This is a genomic window from Haloarcula quadrata, assembly GCF_003634715.1.
GTDB classification, from domain to species: Archaea; Halobacteriota; Halobacteria; order Halobacteriales; family Haloarculaceae; genus Haloarcula; species Haloarcula marismortui.
On sequence record NZ_RBWW01000001.1, the window covers coordinates 635,427 to 646,345 of the forward strand.

13 protein-coding genes are annotated in these 10,919 nt (G+C 63.8%); 6 read left to right on the forward strand and 7 right to left on the reverse strand.

The features are described from left to right. Positions 1 to 4 precede the first annotated feature (4 nt). From BDK61_RS03305 to BDK61_RS03315, 3 genes are all read left to right on the forward strand, one after another. Complete coding sequence (locus BDK61_RS03305; RefSeq protein ID WP_004959159.1) at positions 5 to 352, forward strand: thioredoxin family protein; 348 nt, start codon at positions 5 to 7, stop codon at positions 350 to 352. Positions 353 to 414: 62 nt separating this feature from the next. Then, positions 415 to 1,182, forward strand: a complete 768-nt coding sequence (locus BDK61_RS03310; RefSeq protein WP_121302293.1) for a glycerophosphoryl diester phosphodiesterase membrane domain-containing protein — start codon at positions 415 to 417, stop codon at positions 1,180 to 1,182. A 74-nt stretch (positions 1,183 to 1,256) separates the two neighbouring features. Next, complete coding sequence (locus BDK61_RS03315) at positions 1,257 to 1,775, forward strand: HPP family protein (protein ID WP_121302294.1); 519 nt, start codon at positions 1,257 to 1,259, stop codon at positions 1,773 to 1,775. A 28-nt stretch (positions 1,776 to 1,803) separates the two neighbouring features. Here the strand turns inward: BDK61_RS03315 and BDK61_RS03320 are convergent, their stop codons facing one another. Together BDK61_RS03320 and BDK61_RS03325 are read right to left on the reverse strand one after the other, a co-directional pair. Then, positions 1,804 to 2,241 carry a universal stress protein gene (locus BDK61_RS03320; protein WP_121302295.1) on the reverse strand — a complete coding sequence of 146 codons (438 nt, stop codon included), beginning with the start codon at positions 2,239 to 2,241 and terminating at the stop codon, positions 1,804 to 1,806. A 4-nt stretch (positions 2,242 to 2,245) separates the two neighbouring features. After that, complete coding sequence (locus BDK61_RS03325; protein WP_121302296.1) at positions 2,246 to 3,340, reverse strand: sulfite exporter TauE/SafE family protein; 1,095 nt, start codon at positions 3,338 to 3,340, stop codon at positions 2,246 to 2,248. A gap of 165 nt (positions 3,341 to 3,505) precedes the next feature. On the opposite strand from BDK61_RS03325, the gene BDK61_RS23255 reads away from it, so the two are divergent. Both BDK61_RS23255 and ddh read left to right on the forward strand, forming a co-directional pair. Next, positions 3,506 to 3,682, forward strand: coding sequence for a hypothetical protein (locus BDK61_RS23255; RefSeq protein ID WP_167467342.1), 177 nt, complete (start codon positions 3,506 to 3,508; stop codon positions 3,680 to 3,682). A gap of 62 nt (positions 3,683 to 3,744) precedes the next feature. Further along, entirely contained in the window at positions 3,745 to 4,671 is a 927-nt protein-coding gene (ddh, locus tag BDK61_RS03330; protein ID WP_121302297.1) for a D-2-hydroxyacid dehydrogenase, read from the forward strand. Between the two features lie 34 nt (positions 4,672 to 4,705). Here the strand turns inward: ddh and BDK61_RS03335 are convergent, their stop codons facing one another. Further along, the gene (locus tag BDK61_RS03335; protein ID WP_121302298.1) at positions 4,706 to 5,341 is read right to left on the reverse strand and encodes a DsbA family oxidoreductase; all 636 of its coding nucleotides are present in this window, start codon (positions 5,339 to 5,341) and stop codon (positions 4,706 to 4,708) included. 75 nt (positions 5,342 to 5,416) lie between these two features. Continuing rightward, positions 5,417 to 6,802 carry a bifunctional hydroxymethylpyrimidine kinase/phosphomethylpyrimidine kinase gene (gene thiD / locus BDK61_RS03340; RefSeq protein WP_121302299.1) on the reverse strand — a complete coding sequence of 462 codons (1,386 nt, stop codon included), beginning with the start codon at positions 6,800 to 6,802 and terminating at the stop codon, positions 5,417 to 5,419. Positions 6,803 to 6,924: 122 nt separating this feature from the next. Between thiD and BDK61_RS23260 the strand changes: the two genes are divergently transcribed. After that, positions 6,925 to 7,089 (forward strand): DUF7331 family protein, encoded by a 165-nt coding sequence (locus BDK61_RS23260; protein ID WP_004590650.1) that lies wholly within the window; start codon positions 6,925 to 6,927, stop codon positions 7,087 to 7,089. 5 nt (positions 7,090 to 7,094) lie between these two features. Here BDK61_RS23260 and BDK61_RS03345 read toward each other — a convergent pair whose 3' ends face one another. The 3 genes from BDK61_RS03345 to yciH form a co-directional block, all read right to left on the reverse strand. Then, positions 7,095 to 7,976, reverse strand: a complete 882-nt coding sequence (locus BDK61_RS03345; protein WP_004959146.1) for a DMT family transporter — start codon at positions 7,974 to 7,976, stop codon at positions 7,095 to 7,097. 40 nt (positions 7,977 to 8,016) lie between these two features. After that, positions 8,017 to 10,335 (reverse strand): CARDB domain-containing protein, encoded by a 2,319-nt coding sequence (locus tag BDK61_RS03350; RefSeq protein ID WP_121302300.1) that lies wholly within the window; start codon positions 10,333 to 10,335, stop codon positions 8,017 to 8,019. Between the two features lie 248 nt (positions 10,336 to 10,583). Then, entirely contained in the window at positions 10,584 to 10,877 is a 294-nt protein-coding gene (yciH, locus tag BDK61_RS03355) for a stress response translation initiation inhibitor YciH (protein ID WP_004516073.1), read from the reverse strand. Between the last annotated feature and the right edge of the window lie 42 nt (positions 10,878 to 10,919).

Here is a 10,919-nt window from a genome sequence, read left to right on the forward strand (position 1 = left end):
CTCTATGGACACGACGACGGAACACAGCGTTCGGACGGTGGAAACGCGAGACGAACTTGACGACGTGCTGGCCACGGCCGACCACGTCTTGGTGATGGTCCGGACGACTGGCTGTACTATCTGCAAGTCCATGGAGCCGATACTCGATATCGCTGCGAAAGCCACTGACGCCACGGTGGTCGTGTTCAATCCGAAACACGACCTCGATGCCGTCGACGCGTTCGATGTCCGGAGTGTCCCGACGTTCCTGTTGTTTGCTGACGGGGACCTGATTCACCGCCGTGCTGACGGGTTCGTCCCGGCCGAGGACCTTATCGAGTTCGTCGAACGCGGGCTGGAATCGCGTACGTGAACTGGGTTAGATTGTCACACTGAGGCAACACTTTTGTCATTGCTTGTCGAAGCGGTCCGACGATGGCCCTCCAAATTGGCTCCGCCCTCGAAGAGGCGGGGTACCGGCTGCTCAGTCGTACCGGCGCGATACTACTTGTAGCGTTTTTTGCCCTGATGGCTAGCTTTCAACTCCTGTTCAATTCAATTCTGGCGACGACCTACACCAGGATGGGATACGGCGAAATTGCCGCAGCCCTGCCGCTCACCTTCGACATCCCGCTTACTGTTGCTGGTGCCGGTATCGCTGTCACCTCCGTCGTCTCACTGTATCTCACTGTCGTGTCCTTCCGGACGTTTGTCCCCGGAGCGCGCGAGAGCTTCCCTGAGGGTGCGTTCACGCGGAACGTGCCACTCGCGCTGGTGAACGTGTTCGTCGGCGGGATCGTCTACAGCCTGCTGGTGTTCATCGGGTCGATCTTGTTCCTCATCCCCGGCATCTTCGCCTACGTCGTGTTCATTTTCATGATGCCGTACGTCATCGTCGAAGACCGGAACTTCGTTGCGGCGCTCAAAGAGAGCTACCGGCTCACCAAGGGTGACCGGCTCGCGCTGTTCGGCCTGCTGTTGATTGTTGGTGCCGCCGCGGCGGTCGTTGGCGGGATCATCGGATTCATCGGCTCGCTGGCGCTTTCGGGACCGGTTTCGCAACTGCCAACTATCGTTATCCAACCCCTGGCGTCGCTGTATGGCACCGCGATTATCGCAGTCGCGTTCGAGCAACTGCGGACGGCTGACGGGCGGCCGCCGTCGGCCCCGAGCGAGGACGACACGACGATGACGGCACTCTGACCGCTGTCGTCCCCACTCGGGACGACTCTGTCGGACCGTGACTGTCTTATCCGTCCAGTTTCCTACCGGGAGCAATGCGACGGCACCGGGTCGGGATGAGCCTGTACGCTGGCGTGCTGTTCGTCGTCCTCGGAACGCTCGCGTGGGCGAGCGGCCAGCCATTCATCTTCCCGAGTCTCGGCCCGTCTGCGTTCATTCTCGCATTTCAGCGGGACGGCGACCGGACGGGGCTGGCCAGTGTCGTCATGAGCCATTTCATCGGCGGTGTTGCGGGGCTGCTCGCGTACAGCCTGCTTGCTGGCGGTGTCTCGCTCGTCGCGGACCCAACCGCATTCTCGATGGCCGGGCTTCGCCTCGTCGCGAGTGCGACCCTCTCACTCGTCGTGACAAGCTGGGGGATGATTGCGACCGATACGGTTCACGCGCCGGCCTGTGCGACGACGCTCATCGTCTCGCTATGGCTGCTCTCGACCCCGCTGCAGGTCGCAGTCATCGTCGTCGGTGTCGGTGTCCTCGTCGCGTTCCACGCGCTTGTGCTGTCAGCGTACCACCAAGCGACCGATCCGTCCCGGCCAAGTCTGGTCGATGGCTGATGCAATCACACAGACCCCTGCACCGCGCTCACTCGTCCGATAGCTGGACGGTCAGCACTGGGACCGGCGATTCGCGGACGACCGTCTCTGCGACGCTGCCGATGAGATAGTGGTCCAGTCCGGTCCGGCCGTGGGTCCCCATCACGACGAGGTCTGCCGGAACGTCCGTGACCGCGTCGACGATTTCGGTCTTCGGAACGCCCTCTCGCTGCGTGGTTTCGACAGAAACGTCGTCAGGGAACTCGGCGACGGTCGCTTCGATGGCCGACCCGGCGCGCTCGCGTTCTGCTTCGAGCCACGCGTCAGCCGAGAGGCCGCTTGACGGACTTTCGAACCGGTTTCGGGTGTCGACAACCGAGAGCACGTGGACCGTCGCGTCGAACCGACCGGCAATTTTTCCCGCGTGTCTCGCGGCCGCACCGATACCGTCGCTGCCGTCGGTCGGGAGGAGAATCGTGTCGTACATCGGCTCAGACACCACCCGTCGCCATCAGGAACAGCGCTGCGGCGATGACTGCGAACAGCCCGCCGACGAACTTCTTGATGGTCCCGGTATCTAGCGCGGTCGAGACGTACGGTGCAATTTGGCCGCCGGTGACGGTCGCAGGCACGGTCCAGACGACCATGTTCCACGGCGTCGACGCGAGGTCGATGGAGTGCGCGCCCGGGACGAGGCCGCCGCCGAAGACGTGGACCAGCGAGGCCAGAACCGCGGTCAGCGCCACGACGATGTGGTTCGTGCCGATGGCGACTCGGACCGGGACATCGGTTCGGAGCATCGAGATGATGCCCAGTTCGCCGACGCCAAAACCGGCCAGTCCCTGGAAGACACCGCCGATGCTGTAGTTCGCGAAGCGTTCGAGATAGCCGCCGCGCGTGTAGCCGTAGTCGTTGCCGTCGCGGTCGACGCGCGTCACGGTTCCGTTGTCGGCCGTTTCGACGCCGGCCGGCCCGAGTTTGTTGTCGTCGTCGGGGAGCGTCGCATCGCCACCGTCAGCCGACACCTCTGGGTCATTGTTGCCTGCCTCACCCGGTTCCTCGTGGCCGAGGTCGGCCTTGAAAAGCAGGTACGACGCCGCCAGCAGGGCGATACCGAGCAATGCGTGAAACACCGGCTCCGGGATGACAAACGACAGCAGCGCGCCGGCGACGACGAAGGGCACGCTCCCGAGGACGAGGCTTAGCGCGAGCCGTCGGTCGACGAGCCCGTACTGGATGAACGCGAGTGCCGAACTGGAGAGGCCGAACGATTCGCTGATGAGTCCGACCTTCACCAGTGTCTCCGGTGTCAGCGTCTCCCCGGCGAGTACCGGGAAGATGAAGATGAGAAACGGAACGAACAGGGCCGACCCGCTGATACCGACCGTGTTGACGATGGTGGCACCGGTGACGAATGCGATACAGAGCCACCAGTACTCGAACCAGTAGCCGGTGCCCGCGTCAGCGGGCGTCGGTGCAGCGGTGTACACACCGACGACGAACAGCAATGGTGCCAGAAATACGAAAACGTGCTGGTACTTGAGAAACCCCTTCTGGAGTCGACTGGACGGTGACGACGTGGTCATTGACGCGTGAACCCAGCATTGTGAACTATCGCTTAAATCCCTTGTTGTCTGTACTTGTTTCAAAAATGATGGCAAAAATCGGTGAAGACGGCAAAAACGCATGGCCTCTCCGTCGCCCTAATATCCCTAATATTTATTTCACACCCCGTGATAACATGTATCATTATGAGTTTTCCAGAGGGACCAATGGAGTCGGGCGGTCGGTCGAGTTACGATGAAGACGTTTCTGCCGACGCTACAGACACAGACGGGCTCTTTGGACCCCTGCGTCGGTTCTCGAAGCGGTGGTCCCGCCGCTATATCGAGATGCGTGTCGACGCGCTCGAGAGTCGCTGGGACTGACTGGCTCGCCGTCGTGTCGCGTTCCGGAAAAGGACTATACTGCCCCCGGCGCAGGGACGGATATGGATATCGCCAGAATCGCCGTCCACGAGTCGGTTGCGAAGGCCTGTCCGCTGGAAGCGATGGTCGCCGCGTTACAGGGGCCCGACATTCCCGTCGAGATTGTCGGCGACGACGCCGCATTCGATGCCGGTGACTGCGTCGTCACGTTCTCCCCACGGAACGCGTTTCTGGACGCCGCCTGGGTCCACGGCATCCGCGCGGGCTACGATGAGTTCGATGTGGCTGCCTATGAAGCGGCTGGGACTGCATTGACGAACAGCACTGGCATCCACGGCGACACCGTCCCAGAGACTGTCGTCGGCTACCTGACGGCCTTTGCCCGCCGCCTCCACGTCTACCGGGACCGCCAGCGCGACAACGACTGGACGCAGGAACCGTACGACGCGCCGTTCACGCTGACCGGCGAGCAGGTGTGCGTGGTCGGGCTGGGCACCATCGGCCAGGGCGTCGCCGACCGGGCCGACGCACTGGGGATGGATGTCGTCGGCGTTCGTCGCTCCGGTGACCCCACCGAGAACGTCGAGCACGTGTACACCCCCGACGAACTGGACACTGCCGTCGCCGACGCGCGCTTCGTCGTGCTGTGTTGTCCGCTCACCAAGGAGACCGACGGCATGGTTGACGCCGCTCTCCTCGCGCAGATGCGGACCGACAGCTACCTCGTCAACGTCGCTCGGGGACCGGTCGTCGTCGAAGACGCGCTACTGAACGCCCTCGATACCGGGACGATTGCGGGGGCGGCTCTCGACGCCCACTGGGCGGAACCGCTTCCGGACGACCATCCGCTCTGGGACCACGAATCGGCCATCGTAACACCACACGTCGCCGCGGCCACGAGCCGGTATCACGAAGACATCGCGGCACTCGTTCGGGAGAACGTCGAACGAGCCACACGCGGCGAGTCACTGCGGAACCGCGTCGCGTGAGATCGAGCGCAGACGATGCCGCCTTGTGCCACGTTCAGCTACCTTCGACCAGCCGTTCGAGCTGCTCGGGCGGGACCGCGCCGCGGGCGGCGTGACCATCGTAGGCGAACGTCGGGACGCCGGTGATGCCCTGGCGCTTGGCCGCCGTGAAATTCTCGCGGACCTCTGACCGGAGGGCGTCGTCCGCGAGCGCCGACCGGATCTCGTCGCCGTCGACGCCCGCGCCCTCGGCCAGCTCGACCAGCAGGTCTTCGTCGCCGATGTCCTGTCCGTCCTGCCACAGCGCCTCGAAGACGGCCACGTCGAAGGCCAGCCACGTCTCGTAGTCGTAGTGCTCTTTGACGTAGTACGAGGCTATCTGGGCTGGCAGCGAGTCGATGTCAGTGGCGATGTCCAGGTCCATCTCGACGTCGTATTTCGCCTGCAATCGGCGGACACTCTCTTTGGCCTGCTCGTAGTACTCGTCGTCCTTGCCGTCGTCGACGGAGTGGTCGATGGAGCCGTCGGGGTTGCGCTTCCCGCTCCGGAGGTCGAAGGGGTGCCAGTCGACCTCCAGTTCGTCCTCGCGCGTCGACTGGTACTGCCTGAGCGATTCGCGTCCGAGATAACAGAACGGGCAGACGTAGTCCGAGAAGACCGTAATCCGCTCGCTCGACTGTGTTTCACTCATACGTCCGGGTATGCGTTGCTCGCGGTTAAACGCGGCCACCGTCTGTGTCGAACCAGCGCACGACCGACTGACCGGCTACACGCTGTCCTCAACGGTCCCGTGGACGGTCTCCATCCGGGAGACAAGGTCGTCGGCGTCCGCTGCGAACAGTGTCACGCGCCCGTCAGTACCCACGCCCTCGCGGCCGACGACGGCGACCGGTGTCCCCTCGCTGGTCTCGAAGGCCCGGTCGACGCCCCACGCGATACCGTCGTCGGAAACCGCGTCCGGGCGCTCGTCGGGGTCGTACGCAGCGACAGGCCTGTTCAGCGACGACAGCGCGTCCTCGATGGCGTCGGCCAGTCGGCAGTTGGCGGCGAACCGGACCGCGGGGTCATGTTCACGGGCGGCCAGCAGGGCACGAGCCACCGTCGTGGACGCGCCGAAGCGGACGCCGCGGTTCGGCCGGATACCGTCCATCGTGCGGGCGATGCGGCCTTCGACGGCGGCGACCGCGTCCGGTGTCTCTGCGTATGGTGTCGCACCAGCGATTGTCATCCCTCGCTCTGGGACCAGCGCCGACACGTCTGCATCGACGAGGGCCGACACGGCTCGCTCGACGGCCTCGCTTGTCGGACGGCGCGCGGCGTCGTTGCGGGTCTGGACGAGGTGGTGGACCGCGCCCGGACCGTCACCCACGTCAACGTTGTACCGGACCGCGCTCGCAAGCAGGTCGATACTGCTTCCGACCGCCGCCGGCAGGTCGTCGCCGTGGGCCAACTGCGTCGCGATGGCTGAGGAGAGCGTACAGCCGGAGCCGTGGGTGGCCTCGGTGTCGATGCGGTCGTGGCGGAATGTCGTCACCCCGTCATCGGTCACGAGGGTGTCGACGACGGCGTCTCCCGGGACATGGCCCCCCTTCACGAGCGCGCTGTCGGCTCCCATCTCAACGAGGTCACGGCCCGCCTGCTCCGCGGCCGCAGGGTCGTCGACATCGCGCCCGGTCAGGACGGCGGCTTCGTCGGCGTTCGGCGTGACGACCGCCGCTTCGGCGATGAGGGTCTCGTAAGCGTCTTCGGCCTCGGCAGCCAGTAACCGGTCGCCCGAGGCCGCCACCATCACCGGGTCGACGACGAGATTCGGCAGGTCGGCGGCGTGTTCCACGACCAGAGTGATGACCTCTCTCGTTGCGAGCATGCCCGTTTTGACCGCGGCCACGTCGAAATCTCCCGTGACCGCCCCAATCTGGGCCTCAATTTCGTCGACCGGGAGCAGATGCTGGCCCTGCACGCCCGTGGTGTTCTGTGCCGTCACGCTCGTGATCGCGCTGGTCCCGAAGCCGCCACAGGCTTCGATGGTCTTGAGGTCGGCCTGGATGCCGGCCCCACCACCGGAGTCGCTGCCAGCGACGGTCAGCACGACTGGCGGCGTTACTGGGGCGTCCGTTCGTGTCATATCTGATGCCTTTGCCGGCGGCCACATATCGGTGCTGGTCTCTCAGTAGGACTATGTTATGCGGACAAGTCCTAGTATGCTAATAATACTTCATACCACATCTGAGAAACCTTTATGTAGCGCTGTGCCGGATGTGCCCTTGTACCACAATGGAACCAGCGTCGCGCGATACTACCGACTCCGACGAGCAGTACGGCAGCTTCACTACTGGCGGCGGCGACGTCGTCGTCTACGACACCGAGAACCCGACCGCATGGCTTCAATCGAGCTATGCGGTACAGGTTGGCTGCTCCTCGGAACGAAAGTCGGCCTGACCTTTCTATCCGACCGATATCATTGCGATACCGACGATAGCCAGCCCCGCAGCGGCTAGGCGTGCTCGGAACTGCGCCTCGTCGAGAATAATCGCGCCCAGAATAACAGCGACGATAGCCTGTCCGTTGACGATAGGCGAGACGATACTCGCCGGGAGCAACTGGAAGGACAGCAACACGATGTGGTTCGCGTAGGCGACGAACATCGCCGCGACGACGAACTTCGGGAGGTCTGCCTGCCACCCCGGCGGGATCTGATACCGGAACGCGAACGGCGTCATCAACGCGGCGATGCCGACAGCCATCACCGGGATGTATGTCGTCGGTTCGATAGCCAGTTCCTGCATCAGCACCCGCTTGCTTACATCGACGAGCGCGAACGCCGCAGCCGACAGTAAGGCCAATTGCGCGGGCCGGGACTGCCGGGCCCGTTTGAGCGGGGCCAGTAACGCTGTGCCTTGCCAGTTCGCGACATAAACGGCGGCGGTCGCGACGACGACGCCGCCGACCTGCAGCGGCGAGAGGTGCTGGCCCAGCAGGCCGACTTCCAGCGGCAACACGAACACAGGAACGATTTTGCTGATCGGCGAGACGTAGGAGACTTCGCCGACGCGGATCGCCCGAAAAAGGGTGAGCAGTCCCACTGCCGTCACCGCCGTCACAGCGAGTATCGACAAGAGGACATTGACGCGGTTTCCCGCCGGGAGGAAGGGCTTGTTGCTGATGAAGACGACTGGGAAGTAGACGATGGGGACCAGGCTGTACGTAAGTAGCAGGAACACCGGCGACGGGTATTCGGTGAACCACCGCTTCATCACGAACAGGTACACCCCAAACACCAGCGCCGACAGGACGGCGTACGCGATTCCGACGTTCACGGTTGACAACGGCCGGCCGACCTCAATAACTGTTCCCTTCGGGCTCGTGTCAGGAACTACGCTGACGGGCAATCAGCGCCGCAAGTAACATTGCGAGACCGGTCACGAGCGCAGTAAAGCCGTTGCCCTCTCCGGCTGTAGTCTGTGTCTCTGTGAGCGGCTCCGTGGGAGTCTGCGTCGGCGTTGGTTCGGCTGTCTCCGTTGAGACGAGCACCTCGACCGCCGTCGTGGTCTGTCCGTCACCCGCTGACAGCGACACCGTTCCGGGTTTATCGAGGGTGACCGTCCGCGTGACCGTTGTCGTCGTCTGTGGTGGGAGATACAGCCGCTGCTCGGCGAACACGACATCGCTACGGCGGAACTCGACCGCGATTGTCCCCGGAATCTCGTTGTCGTTGGCGACAGTGGCGGTCACGTCGACCTCGTCTCCCTGTCTGACCTCTTTTGGACTCGCAGTGACATTAGTCACACTGGCGGCTGCCGGCTCCGTCACCACGACAGTGACGGTGTCGCCGTCGACGCTGATGGCGTATCGGCCGGGGTCGGCAAACGTGTGTGTCACTTCGACCTCGGTCCGTTCCCCCGGTTCGATCTGGCCCTGTTTCGCGGCGACGACGGTCTCGTTGACTGCGAGCGTCACGTTGTACGCCCCCGCCTCACCACCGGCGTTCTCGACGACCGCGTCGACCGCGAGCGTCTCGTTGGTCACCAGCCGGATCGGTTCGCTCCCGCCAACCGGTGCGTTCGGCCGGTAGAGACTATCTGCACGGTAGGCATCTGCCCGGTCGACCGGTGGCAGGCCGTAGCCGATACGGGCGGGAATCGCACCGAACAACTGTCGGTGTGTCGTCCCGTTCCACATCGTCACCGCTGCTGTCGTTTCAGTCTCCGTCGCGGTCGTGTTCCGGACGGTTTCCCCGCCAGCGGCCTCGACTTCGGTGAGGAACTGCGATTGCGTGACCGGGTCACGGTAGCCGTTCAGCGACTGAAACACGCTCTGGAGTGTCTGGTTGCGGCCAGTAGCCGAGCGGATATGGACGTCTGCCCGCCCGGCGACGAGCGCGCCCTTCCTGTAGTTCGCGTTGCTCGTCCAGCTTGCCCTGTCAGTCAATGTCACGTCGCTGTAGACCGGCCGTCCACCCACCGCGAGCTGTTCCCGGAACTCGTCAAACCCGATCCGGTTCTGTTCCAGCGTCAGGACAGCGGCGTAGTACGTCGCCCAGCCCTCGACCGTCCACCGCGTCTCCTGTGTCGTCTCGTAGGCCTGCCGGCTGTGGACGTACTCGTGAAGCCAGACGTTGTTGGCGGTGTCCAGCGTTTGCCGGGACTGGACCCACATATCAGCGTCACCGATCTGATACCCCTCGACGCCCCACTCTACGGCCCCAGACGGCGCGGCGACGACGAACACCTGCTCGTCACGGTCGCCGACCCGGAGAGCGTTCGATGCGTTCGCCATCGAGTCGAGAACCGAAATTGGCGAGGCTGTCATTGCCGACCGCTCTGGCACAGCCAGCGTGAACGTCTGGTCGTGCGCTGTCTCCTCGAACGTCGCCACTTCGCCGAGGTACACGATTTCCTCGCCAGCCGCACCCGGGCCTGCCGTCCGGAGCGTGCGGTTGTACCTGACGGGGTCCTGACCAGTGTAGCGCCAGCGCGTCGGCGTCAGTGACCGTGTGAGCAGCGCCCACTCGCCCGTATCGACGCTGAGATATCGGCCCTCGGACCCCTCCGGACCGCTCTTCTCGATGGTCTGGTTCGGGTTGATGCGGTAGCTGATCGTCGCCGTATCCGTCGTTTCTTCCCACTCATACACGGACTCGTTGACGCGCTCAAACCCGTCCGTTCCGGTCACCGTCCCCGCCGCCGGGACGTGCGTTTCGAGGTCAACGACCCGGTCCGGGACTTCGTAGGCCACGGTCACCGCGACTTCACCCGGCTCCTCAGGCACGCGCGCGTAGGTCTGTGTCTGCTGAATCACGTCACCGTCCTTGGTCTGTGTTGCACCCGACGTGGCCGTCCCTGTCTCCATGCTGGCCGCCGCTGGGGCTGCCGTTCCGGCTGTGTCCCCACCCTGTCCCCGCGGCTGGCGTCGATGCATGTCGGCGCTTCGTATCCGGACCAGCGAGCCATTCGACTCGGTCGTGGCTGTCGGCGACTGTACTGTCTCAACTGCCGGCCCACGCTGACCCGACGCCGTCTCGGCTTTGTACGTGCAGTTCTCACCGACGCCAGCCGCCGCTCCGTCGCTAGCCCCGGTCACCGCCCCGTGGTCGGCGGTCGCCGCCACCGGGAGCGACGCGATTCCCCCACCAAGGAGAAGGACCACGAGTCCGACGGCCACCACCCGCCGGGGTACACCGAACATTGCAAACAGTTACCGCCCCGTGGTTGAAATAGTTGACCGCCGATTATGCGTGCTGGTATCATGCAACAAATTCTGTCTCTACCGGTCGCTACCCGAATCTCCCACGACGGTAAAAAGCAGCCAGACCTGAATCACTCATAGCCGATCGCAGCGCACACTCGCACGCAGACCGAGCTGAAAAGCTGGCGAGCAGGTCACAGCAGCGGCTTGCCACGGCGCTCTCACGAGAACCGTTGGCAGTCAGGAGTTCAGGCGACGTTGAAACCTTTGTCGCGGAGGAAATCCTCGACGCGGCCCGTGTGATTGCCCTGGAGCTCTATCTGCCCGTCCTCAACAGTGCCACCGCAGGCGAACTTCGATTTGAGGTCTGAGGACAGCGAGTCCATGTCGACGTCTTTCGGGTCGAATCCCTCGATAATCGTTACCTCCTTCCCGTAACGGCGCTCGTCGATGCGGATGTTAATCTCCTGGGACTCCTTAGCGACGTCCTCACAGACGCAGAGCTCCTCAGGCAGCCCGCACGTCGAGCAGACTTCCGACATTACAATCGCGCCTACGAACACGACCTATTAAACACTGTCGGG

Coding starts and splice junctions, on each gene's coding strand:
- BDK61_RS03305 (WP_004959159.1), top strand. CDS start 5: ATGGACACGACGACGGAACACAGCGTTCGGACGGTGGAAACGCGAGAC.
- BDK61_RS03310 (WP_121302293.1), top strand. CDS start 415: ATGGCCCTCCAAATTGGCTCCGCCCTCGAAGAGGCGGGGTACCGGCTG.
- BDK61_RS03315 (WP_121302294.1), top strand. CDS start 1,257: ATGCGACGGCACCGGGTCGGGATGAGCCTGTACGCTGGCGTGCTGTTC.
- BDK61_RS03320 (WP_121302295.1), bottom strand. CDS start 2,241: ATGTACGACACGATTCTCCTCCCGACCGACGGCAGCGACGGTATCGGT.
- BDK61_RS03325 (WP_121302296.1), bottom strand. CDS start 3,340: ATGACCACGTCGTCACCGTCCAGTCGACTCCAGAAGGGGTTTCTCAAG.
- BDK61_RS23255 (WP_167467342.1), top strand. CDS start 3,506: ATGAGTTTTCCAGAGGGACCAATGGAGTCGGGCGGTCGGTCGAGTTAC.
- ddh (WP_121302297.1), top strand. CDS start 3,745: ATGGATATCGCCAGAATCGCCGTCCACGAGTCGGTTGCGAAGGCCTGT.
- BDK61_RS03335 (WP_121302298.1), bottom strand. CDS start 5,341: ATGAGTGAAACACAGTCGAGCGAGCGGATTACGGTCTTCTCGGACTAC.
- thiD (WP_121302299.1), bottom strand. CDS start 6,802: ATGTGGCCGCCGGCAAAGGCATCAGATATGACACGAACGGACGCCCCA.
- BDK61_RS23260 (WP_004590650.1), top strand. CDS start 6,925: ATGGAACCAGCGTCGCGCGATACTACCGACTCCGACGAGCAGTACGGC.
- BDK61_RS03350 (WP_121302300.1), bottom strand. CDS start 10,335: ATGTTCGGTGTACCCCGGCGGGTGGTGGCCGTCGGACTCGTGGTCCTT.
- yciH (WP_004516073.1), bottom strand. CDS start 10,877: ATGTCGGAAGTCTGCTCGACGTGCGGGCTGCCTGAGGAGCTCTGCGTC.